17 protein-coding genes are annotated in these 21,052 nt (G+C 67.3%); 5 read left to right on the top strand and 12 right to left on the bottom strand.

Annotated features, from left to right (window positions below; all coding sequences use genetic code 11):
* The 5 genes from ACXJKJ_RS28085 to glmS all read right to left on the bottom strand — a co-directional run.
* A partial coding sequence (locus ACXJKJ_RS28085; RefSeq protein ID WP_457394288.1) for a tryptophan halogenase family protein occupies positions 1-830 on the bottom strand: 830 nt, incomplete at its 3' end.
* 154 nt (positions 831-984) lie between these two features.
* Positions 985-4,080 (bottom strand): TonB-dependent receptor, encoded by a 3,096-nt coding sequence (locus ACXJKJ_RS28080; protein ID WP_457394285.1) that lies wholly within the window; start codon positions 4,078-4,080, stop codon positions 985-987.
* 141 nt (positions 4,081-4,221) lie between these two features.
* Complete coding sequence (locus tag ACXJKJ_RS28075) at positions 4,222-5,922, bottom strand: hypothetical protein (RefSeq protein WP_457394282.1); 1,701 nt, start codon at positions 5,920-5,922, stop codon at positions 4,222-4,224.
* 554 nt (positions 5,923-6,476) lie between these two features.
* Positions 6,477-7,172, bottom strand: coding sequence for a FadR/GntR family transcriptional regulator (locus tag ACXJKJ_RS28070; RefSeq protein ID WP_457394280.1), 696 nt, complete (start codon positions 7,170-7,172; stop codon positions 6,477-6,479).
* Between the two features lie 574 nt (positions 7,173-7,746).
* A complete protein-coding gene (gene glmS, locus ACXJKJ_RS28065; RefSeq protein WP_056205323.1) occupies positions 7,747-9,606 on the bottom strand; it encodes a glutamine--fructose-6-phosphate transaminase (isomerizing) in 1,860 nt (619 codons plus the stop codon).
* 132 nt (positions 9,607-9,738) lie between these two features.
* On the opposite strand from glmS, the gene ACXJKJ_RS28060 reads away from it, so the two are divergent.
* Positions 9,739-10,209 carry an Lrp/AsnC family transcriptional regulator gene (locus ACXJKJ_RS28060; protein ID WP_056205325.1) on the top strand — a complete coding sequence of 157 codons (471 nt, stop codon included), beginning with the start codon at positions 9,739-9,741 and terminating at the stop codon, positions 10,207-10,209.
* 6 nt (positions 10,210-10,215) lie between these two features.
* On the top strand, positions 10,216-11,367 hold the full coding sequence (locus ACXJKJ_RS28055) for an NF038122 family metalloprotease (RefSeq protein WP_457394277.1): 1,152 nt from the start codon (positions 10,216-10,218) through the stop codon (positions 11,365-11,367).
* A 55-nt stretch (positions 11,368-11,422) separates the two neighbouring features.
* Here the strand turns inward: ACXJKJ_RS28055 and ACXJKJ_RS28050 are convergent, their stop codons facing one another.
* The 7 genes from ACXJKJ_RS28050 to ACXJKJ_RS28020 all read right to left on the bottom strand — a co-directional run bounded on the left by ACXJKJ_RS28050 (position 11,423) and on the right by ACXJKJ_RS28020 (position 18,248).
* Positions 11,423-12,604 (bottom strand): class I SAM-dependent rRNA methyltransferase, encoded by a 1,182-nt coding sequence (locus tag ACXJKJ_RS28050; RefSeq protein WP_457356622.1) that lies wholly within the window; start codon positions 12,602-12,604, stop codon positions 11,423-11,425.
* A 79-nt stretch (positions 12,605-12,683) separates the two neighbouring features.
* The gene (locus tag ACXJKJ_RS28045) at positions 12,684-14,207 is read right to left on the bottom strand and encodes a hypothetical protein (protein ID WP_457394275.1); all 1,524 of its coding nucleotides are present in this window, start codon (positions 14,205-14,207) and stop codon (positions 12,684-12,686) included.
* Positions 14,204-15,127: a tyrosine recombinase XerC gene (locus tag ACXJKJ_RS28040; RefSeq protein WP_457394272.1), complete on the bottom strand. Its 924-nt coding sequence runs from the start codon at positions 15,125-15,127 to the stop codon at positions 14,204-14,206. Before ACXJKJ_RS28040 ends, ACXJKJ_RS28045 begins: the two co-directional genes overlap by 4 nt.
* Positions 15,124-15,834: a DUF484 family protein gene (locus tag ACXJKJ_RS28035; protein WP_056205335.1), complete on the bottom strand. Its 711-nt coding sequence runs from the start codon at positions 15,832-15,834 to the stop codon at positions 15,124-15,126. The genes ACXJKJ_RS28040 and ACXJKJ_RS28035 overlap by 4 nt, the downstream gene beginning before the upstream one ends.
* The gene (dapF, locus tag ACXJKJ_RS28030) at positions 15,831-16,670 is read right to left on the bottom strand and encodes a diaminopimelate epimerase (protein ID WP_457394270.1); all 840 of its coding nucleotides are present in this window, start codon (positions 16,668-16,670) and stop codon (positions 15,831-15,833) included. The genes ACXJKJ_RS28035 and dapF overlap by 4 nt, the downstream gene beginning before the upstream one ends.
* Positions 16,671-16,677: 7 nt before the next feature.
* Positions 16,678-17,805, bottom strand: a complete 1,128-nt coding sequence (locus ACXJKJ_RS28025; RefSeq protein ID WP_457394267.1) for a cytochrome c biogenesis protein/redoxin — start codon at positions 17,803-17,805, stop codon at positions 16,678-16,680.
* Positions 17,802-18,248, bottom strand: a complete 447-nt coding sequence (locus ACXJKJ_RS28020; protein WP_457321390.1) for a DUF2147 domain-containing protein — start codon at positions 18,246-18,248, stop codon at positions 17,802-17,804. The genes ACXJKJ_RS28025 and ACXJKJ_RS28020 overlap by 4 nt, the downstream gene beginning before the upstream one ends.
* 146 nt (positions 18,249-18,394) lie before the next feature.
* Between ACXJKJ_RS28020 and ACXJKJ_RS28015 the strand changes: the two genes are divergently transcribed.
* The 3 genes from ACXJKJ_RS28015 to ACXJKJ_RS28005 all read left to right on the top strand — a co-directional run.
* Positions 18,395-19,129: a response regulator gene (locus ACXJKJ_RS28015; protein WP_457394264.1), complete on the top strand. Its 735-nt coding sequence runs from the start codon at positions 18,395-18,397 to the stop codon at positions 19,127-19,129.
* Positions 19,126-20,406 (top strand): sensor histidine kinase, encoded by a 1,281-nt coding sequence (locus tag ACXJKJ_RS28010; RefSeq protein ID WP_457356619.1) that lies wholly within the window; start codon positions 19,126-19,128, stop codon positions 20,404-20,406. The genes ACXJKJ_RS28015 and ACXJKJ_RS28010 overlap by 4 nt, the downstream gene beginning before the upstream one ends.
* Positions 20,407-20,458: 52 nt before the next feature.
* A partial coding sequence (locus ACXJKJ_RS28005; RefSeq protein ID WP_457394261.1) for an ATP-binding protein occupies positions 20,459-21,052 on the top strand: 594 nt, incomplete at its 3' end.

Raw genomic sequence — 21,052 nt, 5'->3', positions numbered from 1 at the left:
GAGAAGACGTGGCCATGACCGGTGCGGTTCTGCAGCGGGATGCGCCACGCCCAGCCCCCTTCCAGCGCCGTGGCCTGGGTGTACGGGGCCAGTTCCTCGCCAACCCGCTCGGTGGGGCAGGCCCAGGCGCCGTCCACGGGCAGCCAGTGGCTGAAGTCGACGAAGGGCTCGGCCAGCGCCTGGCCCAACAGCAACGAACGAAAACCCGAGCAGTCGACGAACAGGTCGCCTTCGATGCGCCGGCCGTCCTCCAGCTGCACGGCGGCCACGCCACCATCGGCACGGCGGGACACGTCGGTGATGCGTCCCAGCGTGTGGCGGGCGCCGCGCTGCACGGCCAGTTTGCGCAGGAAGGCGGCGTACTGRACRGCRTCGAAGTGGTAGGCGTACTTGAACTGCGCCTGCTCGTCGGGCAGCACGAAGCGGCCCTTCATCGCCATCACCGTCGGCACGCACTGCACGCCCAGCGGYTCGGYCAGCCCCATGCGGCGGTGCTGGCCCCACAGCGTCTGCGAACCGAACAGGTTGCCGAAGTGGCCGAAGGTGTGGAAGTAGTCCTTGCCCACGTCCAGCCAGTCGCAAAAGCGGATGCCSAGCTTGTAGGTGCCGTTGGTGGCGCGCAGGAAATCGCGCTCGTCKATGCCGATCAGCTGGTTGTAGTTGCGGATGGAYGGGAAGGTGGCTTCGCCCACGCCGAYGATGCCGATSTCCTCGGACTCGACCACCTCGACGGCGGCGCGGCCCTTCAGCCCGGTGACCAGCGCCGCGGCCACCATCCAGCCGGCGCTGCCACCGCCCACGACGACGATGCGAGCAATTTTCTGCGTCATAGAGACTCTGCCAAGTTCTTGGGCGCCATCAATGATCTGCGCCGACGTCCATCATTTCCATCTCTGGCCACGCGGCGCCGACCCACGCAAGTGGGCATGCCGCCCGGACAGTCCGTCCAGGCGGCATGCTGCTTACGCCGCGTCAGGGACCGCGTCAGAACTCGTAACGTGCGCTCAGCGAGTAGCTGCGGCCCGGATAGAACCACGCGCGTCCCATCACGCCGATGTGCTGCTGCTGCGTCTGGCGGACGATGACGTTGTTCAGGTTCGTCACGTTGAGGGACACGCCGAGCGCGTCGGTGACCCTGTAGTTGACGCCGGCGTCCCACTGGCCGAAAGCCTCCTGCCATACCGGCAGGCCCCAGCCCACATCCCGGGCACCTGGGCGCGACGGGTCCGCGCTCGTCGCGTCGTCGCCGCGCGTGCCATTGGCATCCGCCGCCTGCAGGATGCGGCTGTGCCAGTTGTAGGCCAGCCGCGCCGACAGCGGACCGCGGTCATACATCAGCACGAAGTTGGCCGCGTTCTTGGCCATGTAGGGCAGCGGCAGATCAGTGAACGGCAGGCCGTTCGTGTCGCAGCCGAACAGGTGCAGCGTGCCATTCGTCGTCGCTCTGCCTGCATCGCAGTAGGGGTTGTAGATCTGCTTGTACAGGCTTTGCTTGGCATCGATGTAGGTGTAGTTGACCGACACGCCGATGCCCTTGGCCCACTCCGGCAGCACGCCTTCCAGGAACGCGAGCTTGTCCAGGTAGGTCATGCCCGCAACCTCCAGACCGCTGACCTTGGCTTTGCCCACGTTGTCCGGCCCGGTGATCGCGAAGAGCTGCGGAGTGCCGGTGTTGGTGTTGTAGGCACGGCTGTAGACGCTGTTCATGATGACGTCCTTGACATCCTTATGGAACACCGTGCCCGTGATGGACTGGCCGTCGCGCGGGTACCACTCCAGCGCCAGGTCGTAGCTGTTGGCCGTGATCGGCTTGAGCTTGACGTTGCCGGTGTTCTCTCCGGTGTAGGTGAGCGTCCCTTTCTGCTCGTCGTAGTTCTGGAACAGCTTGATGTACTCACCCAGCTGGTTGAAGCCAGGTCGGTTCATGCTCTGGGCCATTGCCAGGCGCGCCTGCAACCTGTCGGTGAAGTTCATCTTCAGATTGAGCGACGGCAGCACCTTGAAGAACTCGTTCTGCACGTCGATCGGTTGATTGATCTGGTCGAAGTGCGGCAGGTGCGGCGGCGTATTCGAGTCGTATTTGCGATCGAAAACTGTGTAGCCGTGCGAGACGTCGTGGGTCAGCACGGCGCGCACGCCGACATTGCCTTCGATCGGGAACTTCAAATCGTCGAAGCCAAAGCGCAGCGTGGCGTAGACGGCATCGGTCTGTTCGCTGTGCGTGCTGGTTTTGGACGGGTCGTTGTCGTAAACCAGCTCCTTGAAGTTCTGATAGTCCTTCTTCAAGTCGCATTCCACGCCTGGGTACTGCGCCTTGGCGTCCAGGCATTGCTGGTAGCGGTAGTCGTTGAGCAACTTGCCGTATGTGTTCGGATAGTCGCGCACGGCACTGACCGTCGGCATGACGATGTTCGGCAGCGAGCCCGCCTTGCCCCCGTAGAAGCTGCCGAAGTTGAACACTTCGACCGGGACGGTTTGGTACTTCGCATCTTTCAGGTACGCGAAGCTTGGGCGCCGGCCCCCCTGGCCGTTGTCTGGGGGATATTGACCGGGTACGACGTTCTGCTTGACGTCCCAGGGTTCGGCAATGGAACTCCACCCATTGCCCGTGGGTTCGTAGCGGCGCGCCACGCGGTAGGTGGCTCTCACGCCGACACGGATGTCACGCAGGATGGGGTTGTCCTCGAAACGGTATCGCGCGTCTGCCTTCCATGCGTACAAGTCGCCGTCGGCCTTGCTGGCGCTCGGCATGATCAGGTTCCAGTAATAGTGTTTCGGATCGGCCAGGAAATCCGTGGCGGCCTGGTCGAACTCGAGGCGCAACGGGCCCTTTCCTGACACGTCGATGCCCATGCTTGGCGCGAAAGTGCCCAACTGCAGGTTGCGGCCGACCGAATCGTTCTTCGCGTGAACCCACTGGACGTCGTTCTGCAGCAGCCAGTTGTCGTTGACGGCCCACTTGAAGTTCCACGCCAGTTCACCGGTCTTCGAGGTGGTCTGGTTCCAGCCGCGCGTGATCTGCAAGCCCAGGCCGCCAGCCTCGAAGTCGTTCGCCCCGGGCCCGGTCGGATAGGTGTACTTGCCCGAGAGCAGCACATTGTTGGCGTCGTACTTCGCTGTCGCGGGGTCGATCTTCGACTTGTACGCGTTCTCGATACCGGTGTAGAAGCCCTRCTCGCTGCCCGTCTCCCGTGTGCCCGACACGAAATAAGTCAGCGACGAGTCCATGCCGTCCTTCTTCCACTGCAGCGCGCCGTAGAAGCCGGCGCGTTCGTTGTCGCCGGTGTTGTTGCGGAACGAGGCCGATTTCGGCGCCCACGCCACCTTGCCCTCGATCAGGTCGGTACGGGGGTAGTAGGCGTCCAGTTGGAGGCTCTCGTTCTGGAAGCTGGTGTGGTTGTAGGACACATCCAGCAGCACGCCCACACGGCCGATGTCCGTATTCCACTGCGTGGTGTACAGCCCCGACAGGCTGGGCGAATTCTTGCCTGAGCGCTGCACGTAGTTGTTGCCCGCCGACATGTAGGCCTTGGTCACCTTGTAGTCAAAGGGCAAGGCCGTGCGCAGGTTCACCGTGCCGCTGACGCCGCCTTCGATGATTTCGCTGGAGGGGTTCTTGTAGACGTCCACGCCGGCCATCAGCTCAGGCGGGATGTCGCCCCAGCTCAGCTCGCGGCCCGGCCACCCGGCAGAGAATGACTCGCGGCCATTCAGCAGCGACGAGCCCCAGCTCAGGCCGCGCACGCTGATGCCCGAGCCTTCGACGGAGAAGTGCTCCGGGTCGCCGCGCGACTTGTTGCGGTCGATGACGACGCCGACGACGCGCTGCAGCACTTCGGTGATCGACTTGTCCGGCAGCTTGCCGGCCTCTTCGGCGACGACCGAGTCGACGATTTCCTCGGCGTTCTGCTTGATCTTCTGCGCCGACTGCAGCGCTGCGCGCTGMCCGGTGAYGACRACGGTTTCCAGGTTTGCCGGCTTTTCAGCCGCCGWCTGYGCCAKYGCGGCGCTGCCGACGGTCAGCAGCATCATGTGGACCATGCCGCGATGGATGGCCGTGGTGCGGAAYTGTTTTTTCATGGTGTCTCCGTATTCCTTCGATGAGTCGGCGGCAGCGCGCCCGTGTGGGCGGCTTCGCCTTCTCGGCATCGGATGCCGTGGCACTTGCCCGATCAACACGGGAGACCGGCCACCGGCACGCGACGCCGCGCGCGAACTGGGTTATTGGAAGTAGATGAGGCCCTTGAGGGTCAAGTCGGAGGCAGTGATGCCGTCGGTCTTGTTGTCCAAGTTGATGTCCATCAGCCAGAAGCGCGTGCGCACCACGGTGGAGGACTTCAGCAGCGTCGCAGCCGAGGCACGCGAGGCCGCAAGCTTGTCCAGGGCTGCCTTGAACGCGGCTTCGTTGACGGGGGCGCCCGTGCTGTCATACGGATTCGGCAGCTTGCGCACATCGTCGTCCAGCGAAGCCTTGGTGATGTCCGGCAGGCCGCACGACTCAGTGACCGCAAAGTTGTCCAGAGGCACGGCGTAGCTGACCATCCCCGCCTTCGGGACCCACACCAAGGTGCTCAGAGCGACGTTGCAATTGTTTTTATTGCTCTTGCCCAGATCCAGGTGCACGACGATGGGCTTCGCAGCCGCGAAGAGCTCGGCATTGACGCCCAGGGTGAAGTTGAGCGTCTTCTCGTTGGTCACCTTCAGCCCGTTGAGGGTGTCGTCATCCGTCTTGAACCCGATGGTCCAAGGCGAGAAGATGTCGATGCGATTGAAGCCGTAATTCCAGTTACCCGGGGTCCACCTGCTCTCGGGAAGGTGCAGTGAAGAAACGAGAGACAACCCGTCGTCGGAGACCTTGCTGTAGCACCAGTTCTCCACACTTGTGCCATCGTCGGCATTGGCGTTACACCGCTCCCAGCCCGCGGCCAGAGTGCTGCTCCAGGGGTTGACGGACACACGACCGCCTTGCCAGGTTCTGTAGGACTCCGTCCAGCCGACGCTGCTGCCTGGCGCAAACCCACTAGACACCAACAGCGGGTCGGCGAGCACCTGAAGCTTCTCAGAAGTGCCCGCTGCGCTGGACAGGGTCACCGCGCAGCTACCCTTGGCGGTCAGACGAAGCTCATTGCCGGCCACCGTGCAAACCGTGGGCGTGGTGCTTGCGTACGTCAGGGCGTTGCCATTGGCATCGACCGTGCCCAGCACGACTGTTTGAGTCGCGCCGCCCAACGGAACCACCGCGGGCGGCAAGGCGCCGATTTCAATGAAGGCCTGCCCCTCGGGCATGGCTGTGTATGAGTCATTTTCCGCCGCCGTCACCCCAAGCGTGCAGAACCCTTGCTGCAGGACTTTCAGCGTCGTGCCGCTGACCGTGCAAACCTCGGGCGTCTTCGTCGCCGTGTAGGTTGCCGGCATGCCAGCGTCAGTTTTGTCTGGCAGCGTGATGTTGACGGGAGCCGCTCCGCGCAGAACGATGCCCACCGGCACCAGCGGGCGTTGTGCATGCTTCAACACGACGAACACTTGGCTCGTATCGTCTGCAGCAGCCCATACGGTGCCGTCCGAGCCAACGCCGCCGGGTTGGCTCGCGATGACCAGGCAGTCTCCTGCAGCCACCAGGGTCACCTGTTTGTCCGCCACCGTGCAGGTGGTGGGCGTGCCGGTACGGAAGCTGACCGGCAACCCGGAAGTGGCTGTTGCGGACAACGCGGTCGGGCCGTTCAACAAGGTGTTGCCGCCCGGATATTTGAAGCTGATGGCCTGGAAGCGCCCCTCAGACCCTCCACCACTATCTCCGCCCCCTCCGCCCCCGCAGGCGGCCAAAAAAGCGCATGCCGCTACAGCGGTCAACTTCTTGGCGTGTGGAATCGACTTTTTCGTCACGTTCTGTCTCCTTTTCTGAAATAACTGGTAGCTGCTCAACTGCAGAACTTGCAGCGAGAGCGCTCCTTTGAGCTCGGGCCCGTCTCGCCGAACCCAAGCCATTTGGTTCGGGCGTTGAACGAACTATTTCCGAGTAAAAAAGCCCCCCATCGGCGTGCTTGTTCACCGTGGTTGGGTCTCATCCACCCCAGCCGAACGGTGGCGGAGGATGTGAATTCGAGGCAGCCCTTCACACGGCCGGTCCTAGCCCCAGAACCACCGCCCGAGGTGCGCACGGCACCTCCAAGGACACGCAGTTCGGCCATCCGGGGGCTTACGGTGAGGTCAAACATGGGCTGGTCCGTTGGACGTGGCTGGCGGCAGAGGACGCCGGCCGTATGGGGCTGGTTCCGCTCCAAAGCCACCAAATCGCGCTTGATTCGACGCCGAATCAACCGGAGAAAATAATTGCGGCAAATGCCGCGCGAGCATCATATTTCGATCGACCGTCGAACTAATTAGGGAAAACCCATCGGCGACGCAGGCCCAACATCCCGTTCGGGGCGTGAAATCACACGAGCCCGACCGACCCTCTTTGGGCGCCGAAGCAGGGATCACGCCCATGCGAGCGCCGCCTCGGTGGAGGGCTCGGTCGGTTCGCCGATCCAGCGCCTATGGGAAGACTGCAGGTGATGGCACATCTGCGCCGCGGCAGCTTGCGGATTGCGCGATTTGAGCGCCCGAAGGATCGCCTCATGTTCGTCAAGGGCAGACTGCCAACTGTGCTCCGTTTCCACGCGCACACTCATCTGCGCTGAAATCGGGCTGTGCCGACTGTCGAACAGTGCACCGACCATTCCGACCAGCACGGAATTCCCCCCCTGTTCGGCGATGCTGAGATGAAATCGTCGGTCAGCCTCGACTGGCTTATATCCTCTGGCGAGCCCATCCCGCATCGCCTCAAGAGCCTCCTCGACACGATGCAGCCCTAACGTACTGACGCGAGCGGCGGCGAGCGTGGCCACCGCGCTCTCCAGTACAACTCGCGCTTGCAGCAGTTCCTCCGGGCTGTCCCCCAAGCTCAGCGCAGAAGTGTCGCTGCGACGGCCAGACGGGCAGACGTAAATGCCCGATCCGCCGCGAATCTCGATGCGCCCGTCTATCTCCAGCGCGATCAGCGCTTCACGGAGGGAGGGCCGCGACACGCCCAGTAGCGAGGCCAGATCGCGTTCACCGGGAAGCCGTGCGCCTTCCACCAGGCCCTCGGCTTCTATCAGCGCCCTGATCCGATCGGCGATCTGCTCGTACAAGCGACGGGGCTCGACGCCCCGATGATGAAATGACATGGCCTCCGTGAACTCCTATTTCTGAAATAACTGGCAGCCGCTCAAACTGCAGAACTTGCAGCGAAGTTTTCGGCGTGTTTGGTCACCATGGCTGGGGGCCATCCAGTCCAGCCCATCGGTGGCGGAGATGTGAATTCGGGCCAGCCCTCCACGTGGCCAGTCCTAGCCGCAGAACTACCGCCCGGGGTGCGCACGACGCCTCCAAGGGCATGCGGGTTGGCCAGCCGGGCGCTTGGGGTGAGGTCAAACATGGGCTGGTCCGCCTGACAAAAGGGTGCGTTGGACGCGGCTGGCGGCGGAAACCGGCGGCTGTACGCTGCTGGTTCCGCTCCAAACCATCTAATTTGGCTTGATTCGGCGCCGAATCAATCGGCGCAAATAATTGCGGCAATGCCGCGCCGCCATCATAGTTCGATCGGCCATCGAACTAATTAGGGGAAACCCATCGGCGCCGCGAGGTCTACGTGTCGGCGTAAAGGGACCGCAGCGACGCATTGAGAACGCCAACATCACAACCGTGTCAACAGCGCCGACGCGCCTACTCGACAGTCACACTTTTTGCTAGGTTACGTGGCTTGTCGACGTCGGTCCCCCGCGCGCATGCCGTGTGATATGCCAGCAATTGCAGCGGCACGACGTGCAGGATGGGGCTGAGTTCGCCGTAATGCTCGGGCATGCGGATGACGTGCAGGCCGGCCTCGCTTTCGATGGCGGTGTCGCCGTCGGCGAAGACATAAAGCTGGCCGCCGCGGGCGCGGACTTCCTGCATATTGCTCTTGAGCTTTTCCAGCAGCGCGTCGTTGGGCGCCACCGTCACCACCGGCATCTCGGCCGTCACCAGGGCCAGCGGGCCGTGCTTSAGYTCRCCGGCCGGRTAGGCCTCGGCGTGGATGTAGCTGATTTCCTTGAGCTTGAGCGCACCCTCCAGCGCGATCGGGTAGTGCAGGCCGCGGCCGAGGAACAGCGCGTTCTCCTTGCGCGCGAATTCCTCGCTCCAGGCGATGACCTGCGGCTCCAGGGCCAGCACGGCCTGCACGGCGACGGGCAGGTGGCGCAGATCCTTCAGGTGCTCGGCCTCGTCGGCCTCGCTGAGGTGGCCCCGCGTCTGCGCCAGGGCCAGCGTCAGCAGGAAGAGGCCGACAAGCTGGGTCGTGAAGGCYTTGGTSGAGGCCACGCCGATCTCGGCGCCGGCACGGGTGATGTAGGCCAGCTCGCATTCGCGCACCATGGCGCTCGTGGACACATTGCAGATGGTCAGCGTGTGCTTCATGCCCAAGGAACGGGCGTGCTTCAGTGCGGCGATGGTGTCGGCCGTCTCGCCGCTCTGGCTGATGGTGACGACCAGGGTGCGCGGGTTGGGCACGCTGCTGCGGTAGCGGTACTCGCTGGCGATCTCGACGCTGGTCGGGATCTTGGCGATGCTCTCCAGCCAGTACTTGGCCGTGGAACCCGAGTAGTAGCTGGTGCCACAGGCCAGGATGAGGACGTTGTCGACCTCCTTGAAGATGCCATAGGCGCCATCGCCGAAGAGCTCCGGGCTGATGCCGGTCACCGCGTCCAGCGTGTTGGCGATGGCCACGGGCTGCTCGAAGATTTCCTTCTGCATGTAGTGGCGATACGGCCCCAACTCGGCAGCGCCGCTGTGGGCGTGCACGGTCTTGACCTCCCGCTCCACTGACTGATAGCGGCCCGTTGTCTTGTCCAGGCGGCTGAGCCAGTAGCGGCCGAGTTGCAGGTCAACGACGTCACCCTCTTCCAGGTAGACGATCTGGTCGGTCACACCGGCCAGGGCCATCGCGTCGGAAGCAACGAAGTTCTCGCTTTCGCCCACGCCGAGTACCAGCGGCGAGCCTTCACGGGCGGCCACGACGCGGTGCGGCTCGTCGCGGCAGAACACGGCCACGGCATAGGCACCCTTCAGCCGCGGCAGGGCCTGCTGCACGGCGTCGAGCAGGTCGCCGCTGTAGAGGTGGTCGATCAGGTGGGCGATGACCTCGGTGTCGGTCTGGCTCGTGAATTGATAGCCGCGCGACTTCAGCTCGGCGCGCAACTCGTCGTGGTTCTCGATGATGCCGTTGTGGACCAGCGCGATGCGGCCTGTGCTCTCGACGCCCGCATTGGGGCCGGGCGAAAAGTGCGGGTGGGCGTTGTGCACGGCCGGTGCGCCATGCGTGGCCCAGCGCGTGTGGGCGATGCCGGTGCCAGCGGAGATACCGTCCTGGTCGGCCACGGCCTGAAGTTCGGCCACGCGGGACGTGCTGCGGGCGCGCTTCAGGCCGCCGTCCTGGTGCACGGCCACACCGCACGAGTCATAGCCGCGGTACTCGAGGCGCTTGAGGCCTTCAACGAGGATGGGAACGATGTTGCGCTGACTGACCGCGCCGACGATGCCGCACATGGAGGTCTCCGTTGGGGAATGCGTGCATCGTAGGGAGACCGCCGTGGCGAATGGGTGCGAAATTTCTCAAAAAATGAAGGAAAATTTCCCGATCCACCCACTGAGAAATATTCGTTCAAATATTCAACATTAATGACTGATTTAGACGCAATCGACCTGCGTCTGCTGGAGGCCCTGCAGACGGATTCATCGCTGAGCAACCAGGACTTGGCCGCGCGCGTCGCCGTGTCGCCTGCCACTTGCTTGCGGCGCGTCAAGCGCCTGGTCGAGGCCGGCATCGTCGAACGCCAGGTGGCCCTGCTGTCGCCTGACAAGCTCGGCGCCGGCCTGTCAGCCATCGTGGAGATCACGCTGGACCGCCAGGGCGCCGAGCACCTGGATGCCTTCGAGGCGCGGGCGGTGCAGGAGGCGGCCGTGCAACAGTGCTGGCGGGTGTCGCCCGGGCCGGACTTCGTGCTCGTCGTGCAGCTGGCCGATATGCCGGCCTACCAGGCGTTCACCCAACGGCTGCTGACCCAGGATGCCAATGTGCGCAACATCAAGGCCTTCTTCAGCGTGAAGCGGGCCAAGTTCGAGACGCGAATCGGACTGCCATCCCCCTAACTTCATATGACCCCCCGCGAGCCCGGGGGCAAACCACGCTCCCGGGCCGACAGAATCCTGGATCGCCCCCCCAGACCGGAGCCTTCCATGCTTTCCCGCAAGTCTTTCCGCCCCGCCGCGTTCGCGCTGGCCTTGAGCCTCGCCGGCCTGGCCCCGAGCGCCCAGGCCCTCAACATCGTGCTGAACGACGTTGGCACGACCAAGATGTCTGCCGAGCAACTGGGCGCCTTCCAGACCGCGGCCAACTATTGGTCGGGCAAGCTCACCGACAACGTGACCGTCTACGTCAACATCGCCTTCAGCGACCTGGCCCCCAACGTCCTGGGGTCGACCGGCTCGTCTCGGGCGGTCCTTGACTACGGCTCGCTGCGCAGTGGCCTCGCGACCGATGCCAAGTCGGTGACCGATGCCCTCGCCGTCGCCAGCCTGCCGGCCGGTTCCAGCCTCAGCTTCTTGGCCACCCAGGGCGACCTGACGACCCGCCTCGACAACGACGGCTCGACAAACAACAAGCAGTTCGTCGTCAACACGGCCAACCTCAAGGCCCTGGGCCTGGATCCTGGCACCAACGCCAGCAATCCTGATGCACGCATTGAATTCGCCAACGGCTTCGCCAGCAGCTTCGCCTTCACCCGCGCCAACGGCGGTGTGCCATCCAACAAGGTCGACTTCATCACCGTGGCCGAGCATGAAATTGGCCACGCCCTCGGTTTCGCATCGGGCGTCGATTCCATCGACTTCTGCGTGGGCCATGCCGCCCAATGCGGACTGTCCGGGGCACCCAACGAGTTCGAGGTGTCCCCCTGGTACACGCCCCTGGACATGTTCCGCTACTCCGCCGCCGGCCAGCGCGACGTGACGCTGGGCGGCTCGCCCTATTTCTCGGTGAATGGCGGCCTGTCGTCCGTCCAGCCTTTCTCGACCGGTCTCGAACATGGCAACGGTCAGCAGGCCAGCCATTTCGGCACCAGCGTCGTCACGCTGATGCGTCCCTTCGTCAGCAATGGCCAGTCGTATGACGCCACCGCCAGCGACCTGATGGCCTTCGACGCCATCGGCTGGGACCTTGCCGCTGCAGTGCCGGAGCCGAGCCAGTACGCCCTGCTGCTCGCCGGCCTGGCCCTCATCGGCATGGCGCGCCGCCGCAAGCGCGACTGAACCTGCGCGCTCAATGCAAAGCGGCCTCGCGAGGCCGCTTTTTCTTTGCCCGAGCTCAGCGCTTCAGCAGCCCCAGGCCCTTCAGATAGTCCCCTTCCGGGAAACACACCGTCTGCGGGTGGTCGGCCGCGGCCGACAGGCGTTCGATGATGTAGCCGTCCACGCCCGCGTCCAGCCCGGCGCCGGCCACGATCTTGTGGAAGAGGTCGGGCGAGATGCCGCCCGAGCAGGAGAAGGTGTAGAGCAGGCCGCCTTCACTCAGCAGCATGAAGGCCAGGCGGTTGATGTCCTTGTAGGCGCGCGCGGCACGCTCGGCGTGGGCAACCGTAGGCGCGAACTTCGGCGGGTCGAGCACGATGGCGTCGAAGCGCCGGCCTTCGGCCAGGCAGCGCCGCAGCGTGGCGTTGACGTCGGCATCCCAGGCCTGGTGGCGGCTCGCGTCGAAGCCGTTCAGCTCGACATGGGCTTTGGCGCGTTCCAGCGCCGGGCCGGAGGAGTCGACGCTGACCACCTCGCTTGCCCCACCGGCCAGCGCCGCGACCGAAAAGCCGCCCGTGTAGCTGAAGCAGTTCAGCACGCTCTTGCAGCCGTATTGCTTCACCGCGTCGGCAAAGCGGCGGCGACTGTCGCGCTGGTCGAGGTAGTAGCCAGTCTTGTGGCCTTCGGCCACATCCAGCGTCAGCCGCCAGTCGTGCTCACGGATGGTCAGCGCCGTTTCGCCATCGCCACGCAGCCACCCGGTCTGCACCGGCAGGCCCTCCCACTCGCGGGCCTGGGCGTCGGAGCGCTCATACAGGCGTGTCAGGCCGGTCGCTGCCAGCAGCGCGTCGGCAATGACGGCCTTCCAGCGCTCGACGCCGGTGCTGCCGAACTGGGCCACCAGCGTGTCGCCATAGCGGTCCACGACCAGGCCCGGCAGGCCATCGGCCTCGCCATGCACCAGGCGCCAGGCGTCCGACGCGATGGCCAGCCGCGCGCGCATTGCCACGGCCTGCTCGATGCGCCGCTTGAAGAAGGCCGCATCGATGCGCTCGGCCTCGTCGAAGCTCCAGGCGCGCAGGCGGATCTGCGACTGCGGGCTGAAGGCCGCCCAGCACAGGAAGGCGCCGTCGGCCGATTCGACACGCACGGTCTCGCCAGCGTCGGCGCCGCCGCGCGCGATGGAGCTCTCGAACACCCAGGGGTGGCGCTTCAGCAGCGAGCGCTCCTTGCCGGCGCGCAGGGTGATCTTTTTCATCGCCGGGCCGTCCCAAGATGAAAAGCGCCCCCTCGGGGGGCAGCGGCCACACGACGTGTGGGCGCGTGGGGGCAACTGTTCATCGCTGCAACGTCCCGAAGGCGTAGTTCAGGCCGATGTGGACCACGGGCGTTGACTGGCTGCTGCCGCGCATGGTGCGGAACTCGCCCAGGCCGGTGCGCAGCCGCAGCCGTTCGCCGATCCGCCATTGCGCCCACAGCTCGGCTTGCGTCACGGCGCCGCCGCCCACCCGCACGCCGCCGCCGCCGGCTGCACCGACCAGCCATTCCGCGCCGACACGCAGCCCGCCCCACAGCGGGTCGCTTTGCAAGCCCAGGCCGACGAGCCCGAAGGAATAGGCTCCGGCGCTGCCCGCGGCCGCGCTGCCCGCCAACGCCGATCCATAGACATAGGGCGTGAACTCGCGCGACATGTTGACGGCCAGATGGCTGACCGCCTCGCGTCGGCCGTCCTTGAAGCGCACACGCGGCAGATGCAGCACGCTGGCGCCGAGTTGCTGCACGCGCACGATGCCGTTGCTCGTGTCGTCGCCAAATGCGACCGGAGACCGGTCCAGCGGCATCGCCAACACCGCACGCACGTATGGCGCGCTGTAGGAACCGCTGGACGCATAGGTGAAACCGGCATCCAGGCGCACGCTGGGGCCCCAGGGCGTGAGCCAGCGCAGCGTCGGCCCGGCGCGCAGCAGCAGTCCACTGCCGGTGTCCAGCGTGCCGCCGCCACCCAGGCCCGCGCCGAGCTGGCCGCCCACGCGCAGCCGCGGCGTGCCGAACAGGGCCCAGTCCTGGCCGATGTTGCCCAGCACTTCCATATAGCCGTCGGCGCCGCCCTGGGCTGCGCCGGCGGCCTCGATACCCCACCAGCTGCCGTCGACGATGTATTGCCTCAGCTCCCCGCCAGCTTTGCCGATGCGGCGCGTCAGCGGGTTGCCGCTGCGGTCACGGCTGGCGGAGCGGGGCTTCTCGAAGCCGCCCGTCAAGGCAATCTCGTCGAAGCCCAGGCCCGTGCGTTGCGTCGCGCGCCCCGGGCGGCCGGCATCGTCCGGCGAAAAGCTGGGGAAGCCCAGCGATCGACCGAGGGAAAAGCTCAGGCCCACGCCGCTTTTCACATTGCCGCTCGGGAAGCGGATCTGCGAGATGCCGACGCCCGTGTACCAGGCGCCCACCTCGGTGCGCAGCGACAGCTCGGGCCTGAGCATCAGGCCGCCCCCGAAGCGCAGCTGCTGGTTGGACAGGCCGCCACCAGCGCCCACGTAGAGGCTGGCGGCCAGATGCGTGTCGCCGGAGAGCCGCCAGCGCCGCTGGCCCGTGAAGCCGACGGTGAAGATGCCGCCGTAGTTGCCCTTGGCTGCGCCATAGACGCCCGGCCCGAAACCCCAGTCCTCGTCCAACGCCATCATGTAGCTGATCGACGCGAAGGCCGTGCGGCCGCCGTCGGGCATCTTCATCTTGGTCCAATTACCCTCGACCGCGGCCGGGCGCACCGTCTGCACGCGTGCGAAGGGCGACTCGTCGGGGGTGGCCCACGCCGTTGCCGGCAACAAGGCCGTCAGCGCGGCCAAAGCCGTGATTTGGAATCTCATTTCTTGGCTCGGGGGTGCGCAGCGTCGTAGATGCGCGCCAGGTGTTGGTGGTCCAGCTGCGTGTACACCTGGGTCGTCGTGATGTGGGCGTGGCCCAGCAGCTCCTGCACCGCGCGCAGGTCACCGCTGGACTGCAGCAGGTGCGAGGCAAAGCTGTGGCGCAGCATGTGCGGATGAACGTGGGCCGGGCTGCCGGCCGCGACGGCGCGAGCGCTGAGCATGGCGCGCAGCGTTGAGCCGGCGATGCGGTGGCCGCGAGAGCCGACGAAGAGCGCCGCCTCGCCAGCCGCCACGACCTGGGGCCGCACCGCCAGCCAGGTGCGCAGTGCCTCGGCCGCTGCACGGCCCAGCGGCGTGCTGCGGCGCTTGCCGCCCTTGCCCAGCACATGCACTTCATTGGCTTGCAGGTCGACCCAGCCAGCGGCCTGGCCGCTGGCCTGGGCATCCAGCCCTGTCAGCTCGGACGCCCGCAGGCCGGCGCCGTAGAGCAGTTCCACCATGGCACGGTCGCGGGCCTCCAGCACCGGATCGGCCGCCACCTCGGGCGCGTAGGCGGCGAGCTGCACCGCGTCGTCTACACCCAGCGCCTTGGGTAGAGGCTTGGGCGCCTTGGGCGCGCGCAGGCCGTCGAAGGGATTGAGCGTGACGCGGCCCTGCAGGCCCAGCCAGCGGTAGGCGCTGCGCCAGACCGACAGCAGCAGCGCGATGGACTTCGGCGCCAGGCCTTCACGATGCAACAGGGCCGCGAGGCGGCGCGCCTGGGCGATGTTCAGATTGCGTGCGTCGATCGCAGCTTCGACCAACATGGCCTGCAGGCGCTCAAGGCCATCGGTGTAGATACGCAGCGTGCGCGGACTCAGGCGCTGCTGCACGCGGGCGTGCTGCAAGAACTCCGTGAAGTCCTGCGCCAACTCCATCATGCAGCGAGCAAGCCCGCCAGCCCGGCACTGGCGATCTCGCCGACGCGGGTCAGGAAGTCGGTGCCCATCTCAGCCGTGTAGCGCGTCGGATCGGGCGAACCCAGCACCAGCAGGCCGAAGGGCTTGTCCTCGTTGGCGCTGGGCTGGTGCAGCGGGATCAGGGCCAGCGAGGTCGCCGTGCCGCCGCTCTCGCTGAGGCCCAGCCAGCGTGCCGCCTCGAAGCCGGAGTTCACGCCGCAATAGGGCTGGCTCAGGCTGGAGGCGAAGCTGCGCACGTCGGGGCTGACCGAGGCGGCAAACTCCGAGGCCTCATGCTCGGGAGCGACGCCCCACAAGCGCAGGCCGGCTTGCGGGATCATGAACTGGTGGCGCAGCTCGGCCAGCAGCACATGGGGCAGCTCCGGCGTGCCCACCGCGCGCATGACGGCCAGCGTCCAGCGGTGCAGGCGGTCGGCGATGGTGACGTTGTCCTGGCCGTTGCGGATCATGTCGATGATGCGCATTTCCAGGCCCTTGATCTTGTCGCGCAGCATCTCGGCCTGGCGCTCCTGCAGCGACACGGCGCGTGCGCCATGCGGGTGCTGCAGCTGCACGCTGGCGAGCATCGCCGCGTGGCGTTCGAAGAAACCGGGCGTGGACGCCAGGTAGTTGGCGATGTCGGTTTCGGTGATGCCTTGCACCGCGTCAGCGGCCGGGTTGGAACTCACAGCGTGATCTCTCCGTCAAAAACTTTCACTGCGGGGCCGGTCATCAGCACCGGGTTCTGTCCACCCGCCCATTCGATGCGCAGCAGGCCGCCGCGCGTCTGCACTTCCACGGCCTCGTCGAGCCAGCCCGCGCGGATGCCGGCGACGACGGCCGCGCAGGCGCCCGTGCCGCAGGCCAGGGTCTCGCCRGCGTCGCGCTCATAGACGCGCAGCTTGATGCGGTCGCGGCTCAGGATCTGCATGAAGCCGGCGTTGACGCGTTTGGCAAAGCGCGCATGGTGTTCGATCAGCGGGCCCTGAGTCAGCACCGGCGCCGTCTCGACATCGTCAACGCGCTGCACCGCATGCGGGTTGCCCATTGACAGCACGGCCAGTTCCACGCCCTCGACGGGCCAGAGCTCGAAGCCGTTCACGAGATGGGGCTTGAGTCCGCTCGCATCGAATGGCAGCGCGGCGTGCTCGAACACCGGCGCGCCCATGTCCACCGTAACACGGCCATCGTCCTGCAGCTTCAGCAGCAGGCGGCGGTTCATGGTGTCGACCTGGATCTCGCGCTTGTCCGTCAGCCCGACATCGACGACGTAGCGCACGAAGCAGCGCGAGCCGTTGCCGCAATGCTCCACCTCGTTGCCGGTGTTGTTGAAGATGCGGTAGCGGAAGTCCGCGCCGGCGTCCTGGCTGGGTTCGATGACGAGGATCTGGTCGCAGCCGACGCCAAAGCGCCGGTCGCCGAGCAGGCGCATCTGCTCGGGGGTCAGCGCGAAGGGCTGCTTCGTTGCGTCGATGACGACGAAGTCATTGCCCGCGCCGTGCATCTTGGTGAAGCGCAATCTCATGAGGGGATTATCGCAAGGCCTTCTCTATGGCAGCTCCAAGCTCCGCCTCGCCCCCTTCCCCCTCGTGGCGATAGACGACACGGCCCTTGGCATCGATGAGCCAGGCGGCCGGCCAGTAGCGGTTCTCAAAGGCCTTCCAGACGCGGTAATCGTTGTCCTGCACCACCGGGTAATGCAGGCCCAGCCGCCGCACCCCCGCCTGCACGCTGTCCAGCGGCCGCTCATGGGCGAACTCGGGCGTGTGCACACCGATGACGACCAGGCCGCGCGCCGCATAGCGCTGGTGCAGGCGTTCGATGACCGGCACGCTGCGCAAGCAGTTCACACAGTCCCAGGTCCAGAAGTCGACGAGCACGGGCTTGCCGCGCAGGGCCTGCAGTGTCAGCGGCGGGCTGTTGATCCAGGCGCCCGTGGTGGCGATCTCGGGCGCGGGCTTGCCAATCACCTGGCCCTGTGCCGACTCGGCCGGCCCGGCCAGAGCCGCGACCCAGGTGGAGCTGACATTGGCGAGGCTGGCCCCCGCCATCAGCATGACGAGCAGGCCCAACCCCCGGCGCAACCGGCCCGACCAGGCGCGCAGGCCCTGCGCGATGCGCTGGCCGCCATAGGCCACGGCCAGCATCGGCCCGCCGGCGCCGACGGCGTAGGCAATGAGCAGGGCCGCCGCCTGCTGCGAATCACCGGCGCTGGCGACCAAGGCCAGGATGCTGGCCAGGGCCGGGCCAGCGCAGGGCGTCCACAGCGCGCCCAGGCTGGCGCCGAGTGCCAGGGCGCCAAGCCGCCCGCCACCATGACCGAAGCGCTGGGCCCAGTCGGCCACACGGCCCAGCGGGCGCGACAACCGCTCCCAGCCCGCCGGCCAGACCAGCAGCAGGCCGAAACCCAGCAGCAGCACGGCCGCGATATCGCGCAAGGCACCGGCCGACAGGCCCAGCACGCTGGCCGAGGCGCCAAAGGCCAGGGCCAGTGCGCTGAAGGACGCGACAAAGCCCAGCACGACCAGCAGCGGCCGCCACCGGTCGGCAGGCCCCAGGCTGCTGCCGAGCAGCGCCGGCAACAGCGGCAGCACACAGGGGCTGGCCACGGTCGCCAGGCCGGCACCGAACGCAGCCGCCACGGGCAGCACGGCGCTCATTGCGACGCTCCCGGCACACGCTGCCAGGCCTGGGTCCTGCCGAACAACGGCAGGCCGACATAGGCGCGCAGCTTCAGCTCGCCGGTCGGGCCCAGCGACATCAGGCAGTCGTAGGTCTTGCCGTTCTCGCGGTTGAAGATGCGGCCGCGCCATTCGGTGACGGCGCTGCGGCCATCGGGTTGGGTCTCGCGCTCGGAGGGCAGAAAGTCGCTGAGGATGTCCATGCCCTCCTGGGCCGGCTGGGCATCGGCCGCCATCGCCTCGCCGGGCCGGCTCATCGACTGGTTGGCGATGACGCGCGCCACCTTGCCGCACAGGGCCGCGCCGCAGGGCGCGACGCGCACTTCCAGGTTGCCGCTGGCCGTCAGCCACAGGCCACGCGGGTCGGCATCGGCACGGGCCGCACCGGCCGCGAGCAGGAGGATCAGCAGAAGGTTTCGCATGAGGCGCCTCATCAGCAGTGAAGAAGGCGCCATTGCAGACGGCAGCGGTATCACCGCGATGTCGATGTGTCGCCGGTGGACACGCGCCGGCCGCACAGACAAAGAGCGATACAAAACAGCGGGTCCCGTCCGCTATCGTGGCCGCCATGGACCCGCGCCCCGACCATCTGCTGCTTGTCGACGACGACCGCCAGCTGCTCACGCTGCTGGCCGACTACCTGCGCGCCGCGGGCTATCGCGTCAGCACGGCGACGCAGGGCCGGGAGATGCGCGCCGTGTTGGCCGCCGAGCCAATCGACCTCGTCGTGCTCGACCTGATGCTGCCCGGCGAGGACGGCCTGTCGCTGTGTCGCGACCTCCGCGCACGCGAGGTCGAGCCCCTGCCCGTGCTGATGCTGACCGCCCGCGGCGATGAGGCCGACCGCGTGCTCGGCCTGGAGATGGGCGCCGACGACTACCTCGCCAAGCCCTTTGCGACGCGCGAATTGCTGGCCCGCATCCGCGCCGTGCTGCGCCGTACCCGCCAGCTGCCACCGAGCACAAGCCCGCAGCGCCAGGCCAGACGTCTGGCCTTCAACGACTGGGTGCTGGACACGGCGGCCCGCCATCTGCTGGACGGCGCCGGCACCCTGGTGCCGCTGACCGGCGGCGAGTACCGCCTGCTGCGCACGTTGCTGGACCACCCCCAGCGCATCCTCAGCCGCGACCAGCTGCTCAACCTCACGCAGGGGCGTGACGCCGACCCCTTCGACCGCTCCATCGACCTGCTCGTCAGCCGCCTGCGCCGCCGCCTGCGCGACGATGCCAAGGAGGCCCGGCTGTTGAAGACGGTGCGCAATGAGGGCTATGTGTTCTGCGCGGATGTCGAGGCCGTGGAATGAGTTTGGCCAGCCGCATCGCCGGCCTGCTGATCGCCGGCCTGCTGCTGGCTTATGGCCTGGCCAGCCTGGCCTGGCTGGCCGAGCGCGGCGAGGTGATGGGCCGCATGCTCAACGCCTACCTCGGCCGCGATGTGGCCACGGCCGTCGCCGTGCTGGACCGCTTGCCCGAGGCCGAGCGTGCCGCCTGGTTGCCGAGACTGGCGCGGCCCAACTACCGCTACGAACTCGGCGCGCCGCAGGACGCTCTGGCAGCTGACGAGCTGGCACTGTCTCTCACGCAAACGCTGGCCAGGGAGCTGGGTTCGGCGCGAATCGGCACGGCGGGTGCAAGGCCAGATGGCGAGCTGGTGTTCGCGCTGAAGCTGGCTGACGGCAGCGCACTGACCCTGCGCGCCCAGCCGCCACGGCTGAAGCTGTCCGGCGCAACGCTGGCCCTGCTGGTCGCGCAGATCGCCGTGCTGGCGCTGTGCGGCGCGGCGGCTGTCAGGCTGGCGACGCGGCCGCTGCGCCGCCTGGCCGATGCCGCCGATGACCTCGGCGCCGATCTCGCCGCCCAGCCGCTGCCCGAAGAAGGCCCGCGCGAGGTGGCCTCCGCAGCGCGCGCCTTCAATGCCATGCAGGCCCGCATCGCCGGGCACCTGCGCGAGCGCTCCGAAATCCTCGCCGCCGTCACGCATGACCTGCAGACCCCGCTGACGCGCATGCGCCTGCGCAGCGAACTGCTGGCCGAGACCGACACGCGCGACAAGCTGCTCGCCGACATCGACGAGATGCGCGGCCTCGTTGCCGAAGGCCTGCACTACGCGGCCAGCGCGCATGCCGCTGAGGAGGCACCGCAGCCGATCGACTTGATCGCGCTGCTGGACGGCCTGGTCTGCGACGGCCAGGACGCGGGCCAGCAAGTCAGCCTGGAAGCGCCCTCCTCCCTGGCACCGTTCACGACGCGGCCGCGTGCGCTGCGCCGCGTCGTCGGCAACCTCATCGACAACGCGGTCAAGTTCGCCGGCGCGGCGGAGGTGGTCGTCACGCCGGCCAACGGCGTGCTGCACATCGCCGTGCTGGACCGCGGCCCGGGCATCCCGGCCGATCAGCGCCAGGCCGCGCTGGAGCCCTTTGTGCGCCTGGAGGCCTCGCGCAACCGCGCCAGCGGCGGCACCGGCCTGGGCCTGGCGATTGCGCAGCGCCTCGCGCAGGCGCTGGGCGCGACGCTGGAACTGCTGCCGCGCGAGGGTGGTGGCCTGGAGGCGCGGCTGAGCCTGCCGGTTAAGGAGGGCTGACCCTGCATCTTGAGGAAGCGCGCGACCGCCAAATCGGCGCAAGCTTGGCGCCATGCCACTGCCCGAGCCGCCGCTGCTGGAGCGCGATGCCGCGCTGGCCGGCCTGCGCGCCGACCTGGCCGCCTTGGCCGACCCGACACAAGGCCAGGGCCGCTGCGTGCTGCTCGAAGGCGATGCCGGCATGGGCAAGACGCGGCTGCTGCGCGCCGCGGAACGCGCCGGCGGCAGCGCCATCGACTGGGCCTGGGGCGCCTGCGAGCCGCTGATCACGCCGCTGCCGCTGGGGCCGCTGCTGGACATGCTGCCGCGACTACCCGGTGAGATCGCGGCGCTGCTGCGGCGCAGCGCACCGGCCGCCGAGTTGTTTGCCGCCCTGCTGGAGGTGGCGCGCCTGACGCGCCGGCCGCGGGTCTGGGTGTTCGAGGACCTGCACTGGGCCGACGGCGCCACGCTGGACCTGCTGCGCTTCCTGGCCCGGCGCATCGCCGGCACCCGGGTGCTGTTGTGCCTGAGCTGGCGGGGCGGTGAACTGGGCCCGGCCCACCCGCTGCGCGCGGCGCTCGCGGGCTTGGCCGGCCAGGGCGCGCGCAGCCTCGGCCTGGCGCCGCTGAGCGGCGCGCGCAGCCTCGGCCTGGCGCCGCTGAGC

It is taken from the genome of Roseateles sp. P5_E1 (genome assembly GCF_054049335.1).
The sequence above is the reverse complement of the archived record's forward strand: the minus strand, read 5'-3'. Positions and strand labels throughout refer to the sequence as shown.

Coding starts and splice junctions, on each gene's coding strand:
- ACXJKJ_RS28010 (WP_457356619.1), top strand. CDS start 19,126: ATGAGTTTGGCCAGCCGCATCGCCGGCCTGCTGATCGCCGGCCTGCTG.
- ACXJKJ_RS28050 (WP_457356622.1), bottom strand. CDS start 12,604: ATGAAAAAGATCACCCTGCGCGCCGGCAAGGAGCGCTCGCTGCTGAAG.
- ACXJKJ_RS28025 (WP_457394267.1), bottom strand. CDS start 17,805: ATGAGCGCCGTGCTGCCCGTGGCGGCTGCGTTCGGTGCCGGCCTGGCG.
- ACXJKJ_RS28020 (WP_457321390.1), bottom strand. CDS start 18,248: ATGCGAAACCTTCTGCTGATCCTCCTGCTCGCGGCCGGTGCGGCCCGT.
- ACXJKJ_RS28060 (WP_056205325.1), top strand. CDS start 9,739: ATGACTGATTTAGACGCAATCGACCTGCGTCTGCTGGAGGCCCTGCAG.
- ACXJKJ_RS28055 (WP_457394277.1), top strand. CDS start 10,216: ATGACCCCCCGCGAGCCCGGGGGCAAACCACGCTCCCGGGCCGACAGA.
- ACXJKJ_RS28015 (WP_457394264.1), top strand. CDS start 18,395: ATGGACCCGCGCCCCGACCATCTGCTGCTTGTCGACGACGACCGCCAG.
- ACXJKJ_RS28045 (WP_457394275.1), bottom strand. CDS start 14,207: ATGAGATTCCAAATCACGGCTTTGGCCGCGCTGACGGCCTTGTTGCCG.
- ACXJKJ_RS28040 (WP_457394272.1), bottom strand. CDS start 15,127: ATGATGGAGTTGGCGCAGGACTTCACGGAGTTCTTGCAGCACGCCCGC.